General features: G+C 55.1%; 20 protein-coding genes. 14 read left to right on the top strand and 6 right to left on the bottom strand.

Annotated elements, in window-relative coordinates; translation table 11 throughout:
- Positions 1 to 98 precede the first annotated feature (98 nt).
- Together ACW14G_RS00640 and ACW14G_RS00635 are read left to right on the top strand one after the other, a co-directional pair.
- Entirely contained in the window at positions 99 to 674 is a 576-nt protein-coding gene (locus tag ACW14G_RS00640; RefSeq protein ID WP_249023226.1) for a helix-turn-helix domain-containing protein, read from the top strand.
- Positions 675 to 873: 199 nt separating this feature from the next.
- The gene (locus ACW14G_RS00635) at positions 874 to 2,844 is read left to right on the top strand and encodes a peptidase U32 family protein (protein ID WP_249023227.1); all 1,971 of its coding nucleotides are present in this window, start codon (positions 874 to 876) and stop codon (positions 2,842 to 2,844) included.
- A 121-nt stretch (positions 2,845 to 2,965) separates the two neighbouring features.
- Here the strand turns inward: ACW14G_RS00635 and ACW14G_RS00630 are convergent, their stop codons facing one another.
- Genes ACW14G_RS00630 through ACW14G_RS00620 form a run of 3 tightly spaced genes read right to left on the bottom strand, consistent with a single transcriptional unit; the run spans position 2,966 to position 5,498 of the window.
- Positions 2,966 to 3,091: a DUF2474 domain-containing protein gene (locus ACW14G_RS00630; protein ID WP_249023228.1), complete on the bottom strand. Its 126-nt coding sequence runs from the start codon at positions 3,089 to 3,091 to the stop codon at positions 2,966 to 2,968.
- Complete coding sequence (cydB, locus tag ACW14G_RS00625; RefSeq protein ID WP_249023229.1) at positions 3,091 to 4,101, bottom strand: cytochrome d ubiquinol oxidase subunit II; 1,011 nt, start codon at positions 4,099 to 4,101, stop codon at positions 3,091 to 3,093. The genes ACW14G_RS00630 and cydB overlap by 1 nt, the downstream gene beginning before the upstream one ends.
- A complete protein-coding gene (locus ACW14G_RS00620; RefSeq protein WP_163446446.1) occupies positions 4,098 to 5,498 on the bottom strand; it encodes a cytochrome ubiquinol oxidase subunit I in 1,401 nt (466 codons plus the stop codon). The genes cydB and ACW14G_RS00620 overlap by 4 nt, the downstream gene beginning before the upstream one ends.
- Positions 5,499 to 5,727: 229 nt before the next feature.
- Between ACW14G_RS00620 and ACW14G_RS00615 the strand changes: the two genes are divergently transcribed.
- From ACW14G_RS00615 to ACW14G_RS00580, 8 genes are all read left to right on the top strand, one after another.
- A complete protein-coding gene (locus ACW14G_RS00615) occupies positions 5,728 to 7,140 on the top strand; it encodes an aminotransferase-like domain-containing protein (protein ID WP_167575769.1) in 1,413 nt (470 codons plus the stop codon).
- Positions 7,141 to 7,436: 296 nt separating this feature from the next.
- A complete protein-coding gene (gene ydcS / locus ACW14G_RS00610) occupies positions 7,437 to 8,582 on the top strand; it encodes a putative ABC transporter substrate-binding protein YdcS (protein WP_167575770.1) in 1,146 nt (381 codons plus the stop codon).
- Between the two features lie 17 nt (positions 8,583 to 8,599).
- Complete coding sequence (locus ACW14G_RS00605) at positions 8,600 to 9,613, top strand: ABC transporter ATP-binding protein (RefSeq protein ID WP_249023230.1); 1,014 nt, start codon at positions 8,600 to 8,602, stop codon at positions 9,611 to 9,613.
- Complete coding sequence (locus ACW14G_RS00600; RefSeq protein ID WP_249023231.1) at positions 9,614 to 10,555, top strand: ABC transporter permease; 942 nt, start codon at positions 9,614 to 9,616, stop codon at positions 10,553 to 10,555.
- Positions 10,545 to 11,360 carry an ABC transporter permease gene (locus ACW14G_RS00595; protein WP_163446441.1) on the top strand — a complete coding sequence of 272 codons (816 nt, stop codon included), beginning with the start codon at positions 10,545 to 10,547 and terminating at the stop codon, positions 11,358 to 11,360. The genes ACW14G_RS00600 and ACW14G_RS00595 overlap by 11 nt, the downstream gene beginning before the upstream one ends.
- A 14-nt stretch (positions 11,361 to 11,374) precedes the next feature.
- Positions 11,375 to 12,799: an aminobutyraldehyde dehydrogenase gene (patD, locus tag ACW14G_RS00590; RefSeq protein ID WP_455648416.1), complete on the top strand. Its 1,425-nt coding sequence runs from the start codon at positions 11,375 to 11,377 to the stop codon at positions 12,797 to 12,799.
- 111 nt (positions 12,800 to 12,910) lie between these two features.
- Positions 12,911 to 13,147, top strand: coding sequence for a hypothetical protein (locus ACW14G_RS00585; protein WP_163446439.1), 237 nt, complete (start codon positions 12,911 to 12,913; stop codon positions 13,145 to 13,147).
- A 198-nt stretch (positions 13,148 to 13,345) separates the two neighbouring features.
- Positions 13,346 to 13,519 carry a GhoT/OrtT family toxin gene (locus ACW14G_RS00580; protein WP_163446438.1) on the top strand — a complete coding sequence of 58 codons (174 nt, stop codon included), beginning with the start codon at positions 13,346 to 13,348 and terminating at the stop codon, positions 13,517 to 13,519.
- A gap of 3 nt (positions 13,520 to 13,522) precedes the next feature.
- On the opposite strand, the gene ACW14G_RS00575 is transcribed toward ACW14G_RS00580, so the two are convergent.
- Positions 13,523 to 14,554 carry an AI-2E family transporter gene (locus ACW14G_RS00575; RefSeq protein ID WP_167575776.1) on the bottom strand — a complete coding sequence of 344 codons (1,032 nt, stop codon included), beginning with the start codon at positions 14,552 to 14,554 and terminating at the stop codon, positions 13,523 to 13,525.
- A 168-nt stretch (positions 14,555 to 14,722) separates the two neighbouring features.
- Between ACW14G_RS00575 and ACW14G_RS00570 the strand changes: the two genes are divergently transcribed.
- From ACW14G_RS00570 to ACW14G_RS00555, 4 genes are all read left to right on the top strand, one after another.
- A complete protein-coding gene (locus ACW14G_RS00570; RefSeq protein WP_419058010.1) occupies positions 14,723 to 14,857 on the top strand; it encodes a protein YdgV in 135 nt (44 codons plus the stop codon).
- Between the two features lie 97 nt (positions 14,858 to 14,954).
- On the top strand, positions 14,955 to 15,323 hold the full coding sequence (mdtJ, locus tag ACW14G_RS00565) for a multidrug/spermidine efflux SMR transporter subunit MdtJ (protein WP_163446436.1): 369 nt from the start codon (positions 14,955 to 14,957) through the stop codon (positions 15,321 to 15,323).
- Positions 15,316 to 15,645 (top strand): multidrug/spermidine efflux SMR transporter subunit MdtI, encoded by a 330-nt coding sequence (gene mdtI / locus ACW14G_RS00560; protein ID WP_163446435.1) that lies wholly within the window; start codon positions 15,316 to 15,318, stop codon positions 15,643 to 15,645. The genes mdtJ and mdtI overlap by 8 nt, the downstream gene beginning before the upstream one ends.
- A gap of 91 nt (positions 15,646 to 15,736) precedes the next feature.
- Complete coding sequence (locus tag ACW14G_RS00555; protein ID WP_455648415.1) at positions 15,737 to 17,902, top strand: EAL domain-containing protein; 2,166 nt, start codon at positions 15,737 to 15,739, stop codon at positions 17,900 to 17,902.
- On the opposite strand, the gene ACW14G_RS00550 is transcribed toward ACW14G_RS00555, so the two are convergent.
- Together ACW14G_RS00550 and ydgU are read right to left on the bottom strand one after the other, a co-directional pair.
- Entirely contained in the window at positions 17,899 to 18,723 is an 825-nt protein-coding gene (locus ACW14G_RS00550; protein WP_163446433.1) for a trypsin-like serine peptidase, read from the bottom strand. The genes ACW14G_RS00555 and ACW14G_RS00550 overlap by 4 nt on opposite strands.
- Before the next feature lie 101 nt (positions 18,724 to 18,824).
- Complete coding sequence (gene ydgU, locus ACW14G_RS00545) at positions 18,825 to 18,908, bottom strand: small membrane protein YdgU (protein WP_455648420.1); 84 nt, start codon at positions 18,906 to 18,908, stop codon at positions 18,825 to 18,827.
- Positions 18,909 to 19,004: the final 96 nt, after the last annotated feature.

Here is a 19,004-nt window from a genome sequence, read left to right as displayed (position 1 = left end):
TGTACCATCGTGCGTTATAGCGCACAATGGCTATGTATCCTGGACGTAAATAGCGCGCAGGTGAGGTATACTTTGGCGATAGAAAACATGGAGGCCGAATGAATATTGCGCAACATCTGGCGGCGACGCTTAAAAATTTGCGTCAGGAACGGGCATGGAGCCTGTCAAAGCTGGCAGAAGAAACCGGTGTATCCAAGGCGATGCTGGGGCAGATTGAACGTAATGAATCCAGCCCCACGGTGGCGACGCTGTGGAAAATCGCCACGGGCCTGAACGTCCCGTTTTCCGTTTTTATCACCCCGGCGGAAGCAGACGGCGAGCAGTCGTTCGACCCTCAACAGCAAGCGATGGTGGTGACGCCGATCTTTCCCTGGGATCCTGAACTGTGCTTTGACCATTTCTCGATCACACTGGCGCCGGGCGCACTAAGCGAATCGACTCCGCATGAAAAAGGGGTGATTGAACATGTGGTGGTGATCGGCGGCCAGTTGGATATGTGCATTCAGGGGGAATGGCGTCGCCTTGAGGCGGGAGAAGGGCTTCGGTTTGCGGGCGATCTCCCGCACGCTTATCGCAACAGCGGCGAGCAAACCGTGCATTTCCACTCTATTATTCATTACCCAAAAGAAAAAGCCGCAGGCAGGCCTGCGGCAAATCACGACAATGAACCATAACGTGGCCGTTACGAGGAAAGTCCGGAATACGGGGCTGACTCTAACCTATTGATGATGCAAGCGGAAATGACCATTTCGGCAATAGGTTGCCGAAATTCAGCTAACCGCGGCGCAGAAGCGATGGAAACTGTTTTCGTCTATCGCAGCTTCTGGCTACAATAGCCGCCATTTTGTGACCCTACTGGATAACTCCGACTGTATGCGCCAGCAAAACGCTCATCTTGAACTTCTTAGCCCGGCACGCGATACGGCAATTGCCCGCGAAGCCATTCTGCACGGCGCTGATGCCGTTTATATTGGCGGCCCCGGTTTTGGCGCACGCCATAACGCCAGCAATAGCTTGCAGGATATCGCCGAACTGGTGCCGTTTGCCCATCGCTTTGGCGCCAAAATTTTTATTACGCTAAATACCATTCTGCATGATGATGAGCTGGAACCGGCGCAAAAGCTGATTACCAACCTGTATGACGCGGGCGTTGATGCGCTGATCGTGCAGGATATGGGAATTTTGCAGCTGGATATTCCCCCCATTGAGCTCCACGCCAGTACGCAATGTGATATCCGCAGCGTAGAAAAGGCTAAATTTCTCTCCGACGTCGGATTTAGTCAGATCGTGCTGGCGCGCGAACTGAATCTTCAGCAGATCAGAGCGATTCACGAGGCCACCGACGCCACCATCGAGTTCTTTATCCACGGCGCGCTGTGCGTGGCTTATTCCGGCCAGTGTAATATCTCGCATGCCCAGACCGGGCGTAGCGCCAACCGCGGTGATTGCTCTCAGGCCTGTCGACTGCCGTATACCCTGAAAGATGATCAGGGGCGCGTGGTCGCCTTTGAAAAACACCTGCTGTCGATGAAAGACAACGATCAGACCGCCAACCTTGGCGCGCTGATTGATGCGGGCGTGCGCTCCTTCAAGATTGAAGGCCGCTACAAAGATATGAGCTACGTGAAGAACATCACCGCCCATTACCGCCAGATGCTCGACGCCATTATTGAAGAACGCGGTGATTTAGCCCGCGCGTCTGCTGGTCGTACCGAGCATTTCTTTGTTCCGTCGACCGATAAAACCTTCCATCGCGGCAGCACGGACTACTTCGTCAACCAGCGGCAGATGAACATCGGCGCCTTCGACTCACCGAAGTTTGTTGGTCTGCCAGTGGGCGAAGTGCTGAAGGTCAACAAAGAGACGTTGGATGTTGAGGTGAGCGAACCGCTGGCGAACGGCGATGGCCTGAATGTGCTGATCAAACGTGAAGTCGTCGGTTTTCGTGCCAATACGGTGGAAAAAATCGGCGAAAATCGCTATCGCGTTTGGCCGAACGAAATGCCGGCGGACCTGCATAAGGCGCGACCGCATCAGGTGCTGAACCGTAACCTCGACCATAACTGGCAGCAGGCGCTGCTGAAAACTTCCAGCGAGCGTCGTATCGCAGTGGATATCGAGCTTTCCGGTTGGCAGGAACAGCTGGTGCTGACGCTGACCAGTGAAGATGGCGTCACGGTGACCCATACCTTAGACGGCGAGTTTGCGACGGCGAACAACGCTGAAAAAGCGCTCAGCCAGCTGCATGACGGCGTCGCTAAACTCGGGCAAACGCTGTACTACGCGCGGAACGTTGATGTGATGCTGCCGGAAGCGTTATTTGTCCCCAACAGCCAGCTCAACCAATTACGCCGTGAAACCGTCGATTTGCTCGATCGGGCGCGTCTCAACGCCTATGTTCGCGGTAGCCGTAAAGCCGTCGCCAGCCCGGCACCGGTTTATCCGGAAAGCCATCTCAGCTTCCTGGCGAACGTCTACAACCATAAAGCGCGCGAGTTTTATCACCGCTATGGCGTGCAGCTGATCGATGCCGCGTATGAAGCGCATGAAGAGAAGGGCGATGTCCCGGTGATGATCACCAAGCACTGCCTACGTTTTGCGTTCAATCTGTGTCCGAAGCAGGCAAAAGGATCGATTAAAAGCTGGAAGGCGACGCCGATGCAGCTGATTAACGGTGATGAAGTGCTGACGCTGAAGTTTGATTGTCGCCCATGTGAAATGCACGTGATTGGCAAAATCAAAAACCACATATTGAAAATGCCCTTGCCGGGGAGCGTGGTGGCGTCGGTAAGCCCTGACGATCTGCTGAAAACGCTGCCAAAGCGTAAAAACGCACCTTTGTAGTCCGGCAGCGAGAAGCAACATAAGAGAGATAGGCCGGAAAGCCATTACGCTTTCCGGCCTTTTTTCACTCGTTATGGCGGACGTTTGGGTATAGAGCGACGAAAATGTGCCGGGTATTCTCTCAGGATTTAAAACCGGCAGCGGTCATCAGTAAGCGGAATAAACTCCCCACCATCGCCAGCGCCAGTACGCTGCCGCCCCACAGCGCAACCAGCCAGAATATTCGCGACATCCAGCGATTTTTCATCAGTGGTACCCCTCATTCTGCGGCACTTTGCCGCGGAAAACGTAGTAACTCCAGAAGGTGTACACCAGAATTACCGGAATGATAAATATCGCGCCAATCAGCATAAATTCCTGGCTTTGCACCGGCGCGGCAGCCTGCCACAAGGTGATAGACGGTGGAATAATCGCAGGCCAGATACTGATGCCGAGCCCGCTAAAGCCGAGAAAGATGAGTGCCAGCGTCAGAATAAACGGTGGCACGTGGCTTTCCGGTTGCCCCAGATGGCGCCACAGCAGCGCGCTGACGGCGAGTACCAGCAGCGGTACGGGCAGCAAATAATAGAGATTGGGCAAGCTGAACCAGCGCGTGGCGATGGATGAATGCAGCAGCGGGGTCCACAGGCTGATGCAAGCGATCACGGCCAGCAGCGCCAGCAGCAGCCCGCGCGCGGCGCGTCGCATACAGGCTTGCAGCGCGTCTTCGCTTTTCATCACCAGCCAGCTGGCACCCAGCAGCGCGTAAGCGATAACCAGCCCAACGCCACAAAACAGTGTAAATGGCGTCAGCCAGTCGAAAGCGCCGCCGCTGTAAGCGCGGTCGGTGACCTGGAAACCGTTGATTACCGCACCCACGACGATCCCCTGGCAGAAGGTCGCCAGAATGGAACCGCCCATAAACGCCTTGTCCCAGAACGGGCGATGAGAGGGCGTGGCGTTAAAGCGAAACTCGAAGGCGACGCCACGAAATATCAGCCCCACCAGCATGAGGGAGAGCGGGATCGTTAACGCGTCGATGATCACCGCGTAGGCCAACGGAAACGCGCCGAATAATCCTGCGCCGCCGAGTACCAGCCAGGTTTCGTTGCCATCCCACACCGGGGCCACGCTGTTCACCATGACATCTCGCTCCTGGGCCGTTTTGGTGAAGGGGAACAGAATGCCGATCCCTAAGTCGAAGCCATCCATCACGATATACATCAGGGTGGCAAAAACGATAATCACAAACCAGATAATGGACAGATCGAGGCTCATGCGCGCTCCTCCTTAGATTGTTGTTGCTCAATAGCGGCAGAGAGCGGACGTGCTGGCGTACCGTGTGGTTCAGGGGTAAAGGGCTGCGGCCCTTTGCGAATCAGACGCACCATGTAGCTGTAGCCCACGCCAAAGACCGAGCTGTACACCACGAAGAAGGTCACCAGGCTGATGCTCATATGCAGGTCACCGTGTGCGGAAACCGCGTCTGCTGTGCGTTGCAAACCATAAACTACCCACGGCTGGCGGCCCACTTCCGTGGTCACCCAGCCGGCGAGGATCGCCACCAGACCGGATGGTCCCATCAGCAGTGCAAACCACAGGAACGGACGCGAGGTATAGAGGGTCTGCTTCTTGCGCAGCCACAGCGCGACAACGCCGAGCAGCAGCATCAGCATGCCCAACCCGGCCATGATGCGGAACGACCAGAAGACGATTGTCGAGTTTGGCCGGTCTTCTTTGGCAAACTCCTTCAACGCAGGAACCTGTTTGTGCAGACTATGGGTGAGGATCAGGCTGCCGAGCGCGGGGATCTCCAGCCCATAACGGGTACGTTCCTGTTCCATATCCGGCCAGCCGAACAGCAGTAGCGGCGTCGGTTCTCCCGGCGGGTTCTCCCAGTGGCCTTCAATGGCGGCAATTTTCGCCGGCTGATGTTTGAGGGTGTTAAGACCGTGCATATCGCCGACCATCGCCTGAATGGGGGCGACAATGAGCGTCATCCACAATGACATGGAAAACATGACGCGTATGGCAGGCGACGTGTTGCCGCGCAGCAGATGCCAGGCCGCCGACGCCCCAACGAACAGCGCGCTGCTCAGGAACGCGGCGATAGACATATGCAGGAGTCGATATGGGAAGGATGGGTTGAACACCACCGCGAACCAGTCAACCGGAACAACCTGACCGTTGACGATTTCATACCCCTGCGGGGTCTGCATCCAGCTGTTGGAGGCGAGGATCCAGAAGGTAGAGATGATCGTTCCGAGGGCGACCATGCAGGTGGCAAAAAAGTGCAGGCCCGGCCCGACGCGCTTCCAGCCGAACAGCATGACGCCAAGAAAACCCGCCTCAAGGAAGAAAGCGGTCAGCACCTCGTAGGTCAGTAACGGGCCGGTAATACTGCCCGCAAACTGCGAGAAGCCGCTCCAGTTAGTGCCAAACTGATAGGCCATGACCAGGCCAGAAACGACCCCCATGCCGAAGTTAACGGCGAAGATCTTTGACCAGAACTGGTACAGCGAGCGCCAGACTGGGTTGCGGGTTTTAAGCCATAGCCCTTCCAGCACCGCCAGATAGCTTGCCAGGCCAATCGTGATGGCGGGGAAGATGATGTGAAACGAAACGGTAAAGGCAAATTGAATTCGCGCGAGGTGAAACGCATCAAGACCGAACATGCTGACTCCGGGGGAATAAATATCTCCCGGCGATTGTACGAAGCTTGTGGTTTGGGTTGCAGAAACAGTCTGGGTGTTTTAATTGATAACAGTTTACTGATGCTAATGACGTTATGTTATGTAAACCCGCTGGGCGTTCACTGTTTGAAACTCATATCAGTTACATAAAAATGCATTTTTTTTAACGCTGATATAAAATGCTGGTAAGACAGAGTTAGCGGAATTGATCATGAAAAAGTACCAGCGTCTTGCTGCGCAAATGACGGAACAGATCGCCCACGGGGTATGGCAACCGGGTGATAAGCTGCCTTCGCTACGCGAGCAGGTGGTCAACAGTGGGATGAGTTTTATGACGGTCAGTCATGCTTATCAACTGCTGGAGAGCCAGGGCAGAATCGTCGCGCGCCCGCAGTCTGGTTACTATGTCGCGCCACACCCTGTTTCACCGCGTGCCGCGGCCTCTGCGCCACAGGTCATGCCTGATAACGCCGTCGACATTAACACCTATATTTTCGAGGTCCTGCAGGCCAGCCGCAACGCGGCGGTGCTGCCGTTTGCCTCGGCGTTTCCTGACCCGCGTCTTTTTCCATTGCCGCAGCTGAACCGCTCACTGGCTCAGGTAAGTAAAACCGCGACGGCCATGAGCGTGATTGAAAACCTGCCGCCGGGTAACGATGAACTGCGACATGCAATTGCACGTCGCTACGCATTACAGGGAATGACCATTTCGCCGGATGAGATTGTCATTACCGCCGGGGCGCTGGAGGCGCTAAACCTGAGCCTGCAGGCGGTCACGGAGCCCGGCGACTGGGTTATCGTGGAGAACCCGTGTTTTTACGGCGCGTTACAGGCGTTAGAGCGGCTGAAGCTAAAGGCGCTTTCGATAGCGACCGATGTGAAAGAGGGGATCGATCTCGATGCGCTGGTACAGGCGTTGCAACATTATCCGGTAAAGGCCTGCTGGCTGATGACCAACAGCCAGAATCCACTGGGCTTTACGCTGACGCCGGAGAAAAAGGCGCGACTGATTGAGATCCTCACTGCGTATAACGTCACGCTGATTGAAGATGATGTCTACAGCGAACTCTATTTTGGCCGCGAAAAGCCGTTGCCCGCAAAGGCATGGGACAAGCAGGATATGACGCTGCACTGTAGCTCGTTTTCTAAGTGTCTGGTGCCGGGGTTCCGCATCGGTTGGGTTGCGGCGGGCAAGCACGCTCGCCGCATTCAGCATTTACAACTGATGAGTACGCTTTCCACCAGTTCGCCAATGCAGCTGGCGCTGGTCGATTATCTGGCGACCAAGCGTTATGACGCGCATCTGCGCCGCCTGCGTCGTCAGCTAGCGGAACGGAAACAGATGGCGTGGCAGTCGCTGATGCGTTCACTCCCGTCTGAAGTGCGTATTCATCACAATGACAGCGGCTATTTTCTCTGGCTGGAACTGCCGGCGGGAATGGATGCTGGAACGTTAAGCACACGCGCGCTGGAACATCAGATCAGCATTGCGCCGGGCAAAATGTTTTCAACGACTGACAACTGGGCGTCATTCTTTCGCTTTAATACCGCCTGGGGCTGGGGAGAAAGAGAAGACCATGCGGTGGAAACCCTCGGTAAACTTATTCGCCAGATGCTGAATTAATCACAAACGCTTATTCCAGATTATCCCCTTAATAATATTCATGCTAATTAAGGGGATATTTCATTGCACCGGTCATAGGAAATACGCATAGCGCTCCTGGCTGGTAACTCCTTGTCTATAATCCATATTATCAGCATCAATTCATTCATTTTGCGGAATGCGCCCTTTGTCACAACCTGTGCAAATTTTTATCTGCGGCGCAGGTGAGTGCCTTAGTGACGTCTATTTTTAAACAGGGAGATATTTTTAACGGCACGGCTGCCGCTCCATTTCATTGTGACAGGAGTAAAAACTTTATGAGCAAGAAATTTGCCCACAGCAGCCTGTGCGCGTTGGTCGTGACGATCGCCACGGCCCACGCCGCCGAACCGCCGACATCGCTGGGAAAGGGGGAAGGGCGGCTGGATATTATTGCCTGGCCGGGGTATGTCGAACGTGGTCAGACCGACAAACAGTATGACTGGGTGACCGCGTTCGAAAAAGAGAGCGGCTGTCAGGTGAACGTCAAAACGGCGGCTACCTCGGACGAAATGGTCAGCCTGATGGCAAAAGGCGGCTATGACCTGGTCACCGCATCCGGTGATGCCTCGCTACGCCTGATTATGGGCAAACGCGTGCAACCGATTAATACCGCGCTTATCGAAAACTGGAAAACGCTTGACCCGAGGCTCGCCAAAGGCGCCTGGTTTAACGTTGACGGAAAAGTCTACGGTACGCCCTATCAGTGGGGACCAAACCTGCTGATGTACAACACCAAAACGTTTCCTACGCCGCCAGACTCCTGGAGCGTGGTCTTTGTGAAGCAGGATCTACCGGATGGCAAGACGAATCAGGGGCGCGTGCAGGCTTATGATGGCCCGATTTACATTGCCGATGCGGCGCTGTTTGTCAAAGCGACGCAGCCGCAGCTGGGGATTAGCGATCCTTACCAGCTCACTGAAGAACAATATCAGGCCGTGCTTAAGGTCCTGCGCGATCAGCATGCCTTGATTCACCGCTACTGGCACGATACCACGGTGCAAATGAGCGACTTTAAAAACGAAGGCGTGGTCGCGTCCAGCGCCTGGCCGTATCAAGCTAACGGCCTGAAAGGCGAAGGTCAGCCGATTGCCACGGTGTTCCCGAAGGAGGGCGTGACCGGGTGGGCGGATACCACCATGCTCCATGCTGACGCTAAACATCCGGTCTGTGCCTACAAATGGATGAACTGGTCGTTAACGCCAAAAGTCCAGGGAGATGTCGCGGCCTGGTTTGGCTCGCTGCCGGTGGTGGCTGAAGGATGTAAAGCCAGTACGTTGCTCGGCGACAAAGGTTGTGAAACCAATGGCTACAGCTTCTTCGACAAGATTGCCTTCTGGAAAACCCCGATTGCTGAAGGCGGCAAATATGTCCCCTATAGCCGCTGGACGCAGGACTACATTGCGATTATGGGCGGTCGTTAATCAGTCGGGAGCTCATCATGACCTATGCAGTAGAGTTTCATGACGTCTCGCGGTTTTATGGCGACGTTCGGGCGGTGGATGGGGTGAGTATTGCCATCCATGACGGCGAGTTCTTTTCTATGCTGGGGCCGTCAGGCTCCGGCAAAACCACCTGCCTGCGCCTGATTGCCGGGTTTGAACAACTGTCCGGCGGCGCGATTTCGATTTTTGGACGCCATGCCAGCGAACTTCCCCCGTGGGAGCGTGACGTCAATACCGTTTTTCAGGATTACGCGCTGTTTCCGCATATGTCAGTGCTCGATAACGTTGCCTACGGACTCATGGTTAAAGGGGTGGGCAAGAAAGAGCGACAGACTAAAGCCGCGCAGGCGCTAGAAAAGGTGGCGCTGGGGTTTGTCGCGATGCGAAAACCCTCGCAGCTTTCCGGCGGCCAGCGTCAGCGGGTGGCGATCGCCCGTGCGCTGGTGAATGAACCGCGTGTGCTGCTGCTTGATGAGCCGCTGGGCGCGCTGGATCTTAAGCTGCGTGAACAGATGCAGTTCGAACTGAAAAAGCTCCAGCAGGAGCTTGGCATCACCTTTATCTTCGTGACTCACGATCAGGGCGAAGCGTTGTCGATGTCCGACCGGGTGGCGGTGTTTAACAGCGGGCGCATTGAACAGGTCGATACGCCGCGCGCGTTGTATCTGCGGCCACGTACGCCGTTTGTGGCCAGCTTTGTGGGGACGTCGAACGTGTTTAATCCGGCTATGGCCGAAACGTTGTGCGGCATGAGCGGAAACTGGGCACTGCGCCCTGAACATATTCGCCTGAATGAAGGTGGTGAAGTAGAGGTGAAAGGCCGGGTGCAGGCGGTGCAGTATCAAGGCGCGGCGACGCGCTATGAATTGCTGTTGGAAAGCGGCGATCGGCTGCTGGTCAGCCAGCCAAACTTCTCCGTCGGGCTAAATGCTGAAGGGCCAACTGTCGGCGGCGAAGTACTGGCTTCGTGGCCGCGAGATGCCATGGTGGCGTTGGATGGAGGGAGGTGAATGGAGATGAGCATGTCCCCTGTTCCTCCTGCCCGCAATGCCGGGAAAATATCCGGTCTGTTCTGGCGTAAGCCGATGTTAGGGCTGTTCCTGTTGCTGCTCGGGCCGCTGATGTGGTTTGGCATCGTCTATTTTGGCTCACTGCTCACGCTGTTGTGGCAGGGCTTCTACACTTTCGATGACTTCACCATGTCGGTCACGCCTACGCTCACGCTGGCAAACCTCTATGCGCTATTTAACCCAGCCAACTACGATATCATTCTACGAACGCTGGTTATGGCGCTGGCGGTAACCGTCGCCAGTGCGCTGCTGGCCTTTCCGATGGCGTGGTATATGGCGCGCTATACCCGCGGTAAACAGAAGGCCTTCTTTTACGTGGCGGTGATGCTGCCGATGTGGGCCAGCTATATTGTGAAAGCCTACGCATGGACACTACTGCTGGCGAAGGACGGCGTCGCGCAGTGGTTCCTTAGCCATCTGGGCTTGCAGCCGGTACTGGTGGCTGTGCTGACGCTACCGGGGATCGGGGGGAATACACTCTCAACGTCCGGGTTGGGGCGCTTTCTGGTGTTCGTTTATATCTGGCTGCCCTTTATGATCCTGCCTGTACAGGCTGCGCTGGAGCGCATTCCCGGCTCGCTGCTGCAGGCTTCAGCGGACCTTGGCGCGCTGCCGCGCCAGACTTTTCGCCATGTGGTATTGCCGCTGGCGATTCCGGGGATTGCCGCGGGGTCGATTTTCACTTTCTCGCTAACCCTTGGAGACTTTATCGTCCCGCAGCTGGTGGGGCCTCCGGGGTATTTTATCGGCAATATGGTTTATTCCCAGCAGGGCGCGATCGGCAATATGCCGATGGCGGCGGCATTTACCCTTGTTCCCATCGTGCTGATTGCCCTCTATCTGGCGTTCGTGAAACGTCTGGGAGCGTTTGATGCACTCTGATCGCGCACCGTGGTTTCTCAAAATCGCCGCCTGTGGCGGTGTGATTTTTCTCCATTTTCCGTTGGTGATTATTGCGCTATACGCGTTCAACACCGAAGACGCCGCCTTCAGCTTTCCGCCGCAGGGCCTGACGCTGCGCTGGTTTAGCGAAGCGGCAGGGCGCAGCGATATCTACGAGGCCGTGACACTGTCACTTAAAATAGCCACCCTGTCGACGGCGATTGCGCTGGTACTTGGCACGCTTGCTGCAGCAGCGCTCTGGCGGCGGGATTTCTTTGGTAAAAGCGCGATATCGCTGTTGCTGCTCCTTCCCATCGCTTTACCCGGCATTGTCACGGGGCTGGCGCTGCTGACGGCGTTTAAGACGGTGAATCTGGAGCCGGGGCTGCTCACTATCGTGATTGGTCACGCGACCTTTTGCGTGGTGGTGGTTTTTAACAACGTGATTGCCCGCTTTCGCCGTACATCATGGAGCCTGGTGGAGGCGTCAATGGATCTCGGCGCCAACGGCTGGCAAACCTTCCGCCATGTGGTGCTGCCGAACCTTGGCTCGGCGCTGCTGGCAGGAGGCATGCTGGCGTTTGCGCTGTCGTTTGATGAAATTATCGTCACCACGTTTACCGCAGGCCACGAGCGTACGTTGCCGCTGTGGTTGCTGAACCAATTGGGCCGACCACGCGATGTGCCGGTGACCAACGTGGTAGCACTGCTGGTGATGGTGCTGACGATGATACCGATTTTAGGGGCGTGGTGGCTGACGCGCGAAGACGAAACAGCCGCTGGCGGTGGGACGACATTTAACTAAAACAGGATCATGCTATGCAACATAAGTTACTGATTAACGGTGAACTGGTGGCCGGTGAAGGCGACGCGCAGCCGGTCTATAACCCGGCGACGGGCGAGATCCTGCTGACGATTACCGAGGCTTCGGCCACGCAGGTTGACGCGGCGGTGAATGCCGCCGACCGCGCATTTGTTCAGTGGGGGCAAACGACGCCGAAACAGCGGTCGGAGTGCTTATTAAAACTGGCAGACGTTATTGAAGCGCACGTAGAAACCTTCGCCCGGCTCGAATCGCTCAACTGTGGCAAGCCGTTGCACTGCGTGGTGAACGACGAAATCCCAGCGGTGGTGGATGTGTTCCGCTTCTTCGCCGGTGCAGCGCGCTGCCTGAACGGGCTGGCTGCCGGGGAGTATCTGGAAGGCCATACCTCAATGATTCGCCGGGATCCGATTGGCGTGGTGGCGTCGATCGCGCCGTGGAACTATCCGCTAATGATGGCAGCGTGGAAGCTGGCTCCGGCGCTGGCGGCGGGTAACTGCGTGGTGCTGAAACCTTCTGAGATCACGCCGCTCACGGTGCTGACGCTGGCTGAGCTGGCGAAAGATATCTTCCCGGCAGGTGTACTGAACGTGCTGTTTGGTCGCGGCCAAACCGTGGGCGATCCGCTCACCGGGCATGCGAAGGTGCGGATGGTTTCGCTGACGGGCTCGATTGCCACCGGCGAGCATATTCTGGCGCACACGGCGTCCTCGATTAAGCGCACGCATATGGAACTGGGTGGGAAAGCGCCGGTGATCGTTTTTGATGATGCCGATATTGATGCGGTTATTGAGGGGGTCAGAACCTTTGGTTTCTATAACGCCGGGCAGGATTGTACCGCCGCCTGTCGTATCTACGCGCAGCGGGGCGTTTACGACCGGCTGGTCGCCAGACTTGGCGCGGCGGTGGCAAGCCTGAAGGTGGGGGCGCCGGAAGATGAGAGCACCGAACTGGGGCCGTTGAGCTCCCAGGCACACCTCACGCGCGTTAGCGATGCCGTCGCGCGCGCCAAAGCCTTACCGCACGTCAAAGTGGTAACCGGCGGTGAAAAGGTGGCGGGGAAAGGGTTCTATTTCCAGCCAACGCTGCTGGCGGGCGCTCACCAGGAGGATGATATCGTCCAACGTGAAGTGTTTGGCCCGGTTGTCAGCGTGACCGTCTTTGACAGTGAAGAGCAGGTGCTGGCGTGGGCTAACGATTCGCAATATGGGCTGGCTTCATCGGTGTGGACGCAGGATGTTGGCCGCGCGCATCGCTTGAGCGCGCGCTTGCAGTACGGCTGCACCTGGGTCAATACCCACTTTATGCTGGTCAGTGAAATGCCGCATGGTGGGCAAAAACTGTCAGGCTACGGCAAGGATATGTCGATGTACGCTCTCGAGGATTATACCGTGGTGCGGCATGTGATGATTAAGCACTGATTACTCCCTTTGCGGTAGGGGAAAAACCTGCCGCGCCGCGCGGCAGTTTTGACATGCCCGGAGCAACGTGCGAGGATCCGCGCCGTTGTAAAACCGGGCATAGTCAGAGAGATGAAAAAGAGTATTGTGTGCAGTGCCGTCGCCGCGGCGGCCTTAATGGGTACAGGCATTTATTATTCAGCAGGCCGCATTGCCGCCTGTGATGGCGATATCCACGTAACAGCGGCTTGCCTGGCTGAAGCCTGGGATGCCGAAAAAGTGAATTTAATTCCGCAGTACGATCCAAATCATTATGTAAGCGATCCGACCACCGACAGCATTTTTGCCGCCTCCAAACCAAAACGCTAAGTGTAAGCTGAATCACAGCATGAAAAACTAAATCGGCGTACCGTGACTTTAGTTTTAATCGTTCACGCAGTTAATTTATCTGGAGATAGATCTGCGTGAACTGAATAGCCTCACGCGAAAAGCGGCGAAAAACTTGATGTACGTCAAAAAACGTAGCGTATTGCGCCGCTTTAACGATCAATGGTAAGGACTCAATTGGTGACGCTGTACCAACATATGCTCATTTTTTACGCCATCATGGCGGTTATTTGCGCCGGAATTACCTGGTTTCTCACCAAAGAAAGCACCTCAATCCGACTGATTGCCACTTTTTTAATCGGCGCAACGTGGCCGTTCAGTTTTCCCGTTGCGCTGCTGCTGTCGCTATTTTGATGGCTATTTACTGAGATCGCTGAGCAAAATAGCGATGCTTTTACCGCCTTCGGTCTGCTCCAGCGCGATTTTCACGATAATGGTGAGCGGCACGGACAGCAGCATACCGACCGGACCCAGCAGCCAGCCCCAGAATATTAACGATAAGAACACCACCAGCGTGGAGAGCCCCAGGCCGCGTCCCATGATGCGGGGCTCGAGAATGTTGCCAAAGACGAGATTTATCACCAGATACCCCGCAAGTACGATAAGCGCATCGTAAAAGCCGCTAAAGACCAGAACCTGCAAAATAGGTGGGATCGCCGCCAGCACCGAGCCAATATTCGGAATATAGTTGAGCGCAAAGGCCAGCAGCCCCCAGATAAAGGCAAAACGGACGCCCAGTAGCTCCAGCATGCCCCATACAACCAGACCCGTTACCAGGCTAATCGCCGTTTTCAGCACCAGATAGTGCGATACGCTGTCCAGCCCTCGCTGAATCGCCGCCATTCCCTCTACCGGACGGGACATGACCTGCTGAAGTTTCGCCGGTAGCTGTGGCACTTCCAGCAGCATAAACACCACCGTCAGCAGCAGCAGAAAAATAGACGACATCGCGTTCGAGAGTTGGGTCAGTAGGCGTGAAACCAATGTCATGGCGGCATTGGGGTCAATGTATTTAATCAGTTCTTCAGGGCTGACGCTGATACCAAATCGCTGCATCCACGGCTGCAGATTATAGATCGGTACCGCCAGTGACGAGCGGTACTGAGGCAGCGTGCGCGTCAGTTCGTTGAGTGATGTGCCGAGTGAGGCCAGTAATAGTACGGCCAGCAGAATAATCACGACAATCAGTAGCGAGATGCCGAGCACGCGCGGTACGCGGCAGCGCACCAACAGCTGAACAACTGGGTTGAGCACCACGGCGATAAACAGCGCCAGCACGAAGGGGACGATGATCTCCGCAGCAAAACGGATCCCCGTCAGAATGATAACCAGCATGCCGAGCATGATGACGATTTTTAATCCATTAAGCGTGATGATCGGCCTGGACATGATAGCTCCTGCTATAAACTCTGCTGATTATGATAATTGCGAATTGGCTTATAATAAATGAATGTACATCAAACAACATCCGTAAAGATTTGAAAACATTTTGAGATACTTCGACAACTGTGTTAGAAATTAGCTGTGTTTAACTACTGAGGACAATTTTAATCCGCAATGATGAGAAGCAATACCGCGGATAATTGTAATTTTATGGACAATATGTTCAGGACGTACATTTCTACTCAATTCACTGTTTTCCCTTCTTTTTCTGCCTTCTGCGGTGAGCACCACTGGCGCAACGCGCTGTAGTCCTTTTCTTCGTTTGAGCTAAATTTTAATCATTTTATTTCGGTTTGCGCTACGTCGCGAACTGCAACGGATTATATTCTCATGCAGGAGAAGGACCATGTTTTACTGGATTTTATTAGCCCTGGCTATTGTGGCCGAAATTACAGGTACGCTGTCTATGAAATGGGCAAGCGTAAGCGATGGTAATACCGGCTTTATTTTAATGCTGGTGATGATCTCACTGTCTTATATTTTTCTTTCGTTCGCGGTTAAGAAAATCGCCCTCGGTGTCGCCTACGCGCTTTGGGAAGGTATCGGTATTGTGCTGATTACGCTTTTCAGCGTCCTGGTCTTTGACGAAAGTCTGACGGTGATGAAAGCGGCGGGTCTGGCAACGCTTATCGCCGGGATTGTGTTGATCAAATCGGGTACGCGTAAAGCGCCGAAGAAAAGCGTTATGATCAATAACGAGGTGAATCATGCTTAAGTTCGAATTGATTCACGGCCTCTGGTTGGCAGGTTCCATCGTACTTGAAATTGTCGCTAATATTTTCCTGAAATTCTCTGACGGTTTCCGTAACAAACTGTACGGACTCCTCTCACTGGCCGCCGTGCTGGCCGCGTTTAGCGCCTTGTCGCAGGCGGTGAAGGGCATTGACCTGTCGGTTGCCTACGCTATCTGGGGGGGCTTCGGCGTAGCGGCCACTCTGGCGGCGGGGTGGATCCTCTTTGGTCAGCGCCTGAATAATAAGGGCTGGGTTGGACTTGGCCTGCTGTTGATCGGTATGGTGATGATTAAACTCGCTTGATGTGATAGCTGCCCGGGAAATCGGGCAGCGAAATTTATGGCCTGTATTACGCTTGTAACAAAGGGTTTCTTTGTGACTGCGAGGGTGGGGCATGTTTAATCCGTCACGCTGGCGTAATATTGCCACGGCCAGAACGCTGTTCGTGATGATCTTTTTAGCAGGCGTTGGCCTGATCTTTTCTATTATTTCACTGCTTTACCTGTCGCAGAATTTAATCAGTAGCAAAACTAACGATATTGATGCCCGCCGTTCCGCACTTTCTGTTGATGGGGCCCTTCAGACATCCATTAACCGCGTGCTCTCACTCGTTACCGACAACTCTATCTGGGACGACGCCGTCCGTCAGGTTTATGCGCCGCAGCTGGACACCACGTGGCTGTATAATACCTGGGGAGCAGGCTTCAAAATCAATAATCTCTACGATGGCACATTCGTCCTGGATGAAAACTATCGTGTTCTCTGGGGCTCGTTTCATAGCTCACCGTTTAATGAACATAATCTCGATTTCTTTGGTGAGGGGCTGGAAGCACTTATTAGTCAAAATGAGGATGCGCTGCGTCGGGGGAGCAATGTTTTTGCCGTCATAACCCAGACGCGAGCGGGGATTGCCTTTGTCGGGATCGGGCTGATTCGCCCTATGGTTGGACGTTTACAGGTGTACGACGCGACGCGGCGTTATCTGGTGATCACCCGGCATATCAATCCTGGATTACTCAACAATCTGGGAAATACGTTCCAGATTGAAAAACTGACGTTGGGTACTGCGCCGCAGAACCAATACAACATTCCGGTGCGAACCTCTGGGGGGAAGGTGGTGGGCTGGCTTGATTGGCAGCTCAGGCAGCCTGGGGCTGAGGCTGCCAGCGCCGCATCACCGCAAATTCGTGAAATTGTGCTGCTTGCGACCGGGTTAATTCTGCTGTTTATTCTGCTGAGCAGCTTAGGCTTGTGGAAGCTGGCGCGCGGGGAACGCCAGGCGCGAGAAATTGCGTTGACCGACTGGTTGAGCCATCTGCCCAACCGCCGTGCGCTGATTGAACAGCTGGAGCGCATCAGCCAGCGTGGCGATCGCGACGTGAAAACGGTGGTGTTTATCGATCTTGATGGCTTTAAAGATGTTAATGACATTCATGGCCATGATGTCGGCGATATTCTGATTATTCGTATCGCCGCCATGCTACAAACGCTGGTGCCTGGCGGCGGAATGCTGGCGCGCATGGGAGGCGATGAGTTTGCGATGACCGTGGGCGGTGAGCACTCAGAAGCGCGCGCGGCAGCCTTTGCGGAAAGCGTGCTGGATTACCTTAATGCGCCAATCCGTATCGATGGCCGTACGTTGCACATCAGCGCCAGCATAGGCATCGCCAGCGGAAAATTGCAGCTGAACTCCAGCTCTGAGCTTTTCCGCCAGGCAGATATCGCCATGTATCACTCGAAGATCACCGGCAAAGGGCGCATTACCCACTATGACGCTGAACTTAACAGCGCGCGTGAATACCAGGTCGCTATCGAGAATGACATTCGCCACGGGCTGGAAAACAATGAGTTTGAAGTCTGGTATCAGCCGATCGTCTGCGCGCGGACGCAGGTGATGATTGGCGTTGAAGCGCTGGTGCGCTGGCCGCGACGGAAGAAAGGCGAGCTGATGCCTGATGCGTTTATTGCTGTCGCTGAAACCAGCGGGCTTATCTATGCGCTCGGGCAGTTTGTATTGGCTCGCGCGTGTCACGATCTGCTGGCACACAACGATCTTAAGCTCTCGGTTAATATTTCGCCGGCGCAATTCCGCGACCCTGAGTTTGAAAATAAGGTTTCCAGCGTGCTGAAATCATCTGGTTTTCCGCCGTCCAGGCTACAGCTTGAGGTTACCGAGACCTACGTGCTCGAAAAACCGGAACGCGCGCGTGCGGCAATCGCGAATCTGAAAGCGCTGGGTACCGCCGTTGCGCTGGATGATTTTGGTACCGGTTACTCCAGCATTGGCTATTTGCGGCGCTTCAATTTCGACACCATTAAAATTGATAAATCGCTGGCCGGGCTGGTGGATGACGACGATCAGGCTGCTGCTCTGGTGGGGGGCACGATTCGGATTGCCAGCGCGCTAGGCATGACGGTGATTGCCGAAGGCGTCGAAACGGAGAGACAGATGAAGCTGCTGCGGTTGGCGGGTTGCGATCAGCTTCAGGGATTCTATTTCAGCGAGCCGATGCCGTTATCTTCGCTGCTGGCGTTGCGTCACCAGCAGCTTCAGAGTTAATTGTCGGCGGCGAGCGCTTCCAGCTTGTCGCGAAAACCGGTGACGGCGATGGCGCGGTTGTCGGCACGCCAGCGATCTTTGGCCGCCGGTGCTGAGCTTTGTACCGCAATCAGTTGCCAGCCGGCGTCGGTTTTCAACAGCAGCGGTGAGCCGCTATCACCCGGCAGCGTATCGCACTGATGGGAAAGCACCGACGCCTGCGCCCAGCCGGTGACGGTACAATCTTCATGACTGTACAGTGAATCCAGATGATCGACCGGGTAACCTGACTGCGTCACTTTGCGCCCAGCGGCTTTCAACGCGGCGGTCAGTTCGGCTTTGTCGCCGGTAAACAGCGGCAGTGGCGTAATACCAGAAGGGGGATAGCGAAGGACGATCAGGCCGAAATCCCATGGTGCCGCTGAAGACGGCACAATCCAACCGTCGCCGTCGGGCTTCAGTCGTTTGCCCAGCGAAGGGTCAACCCGTCCCTCAATGCCATGAATCTCATAGCGCCAGCTGCCCTTTTGCGACACAAAGCGCAGGGCTACCGCTTTATCCAGCTTGCCACCTGGCGGCTCCAGCAGACAGTGTCCGGCGGTTAAAGCCAGATGGGGAGAAATCAGCGTCGCGGTACACAGATTGCCGCTGGCGGTTTCAAGTTGCCCGATGGCGTCCCACGGTTCTTGCGCCGGATGGCTGACAAGGACGCGATCGTCCTGACCAAAAAACAGGGTTTTAATATCTTTTGCGCTAATGCCGCTATCACTGTCATCAGCATGAGTTATTAAAGGCAGAACGGATAACGATCCCAGTAAACAACACACAAAGGCTGTACGCATATCACTCTCGGATGGGGCAATTATGATTATAAAAACTAAACCCAGTGAGACTACTATAGACGGGAGACATGAAAAGTGGGAGTAAAATCAGCGAACTACATTCAGTAAAAGAAGAACTGAGTCGCGATAAGCGCGCAAACGATCAGTAATGCCAGGATGAGCTCGAAACGATAACGCCGCAACATGGTTGGCTCCCCGGGAAAAAATCGGCGCTGAAGTAGCGCCGATACGGATAATTGATCGCCTCAGACAGCAGGGCTAACACCGGCGTCGGGGGCGAC

Source organism: Kluyvera sp. (genome assembly GCF_965301105.1).
This window is presented reverse-complemented; position numbering and strand designations above follow the sequence as displayed.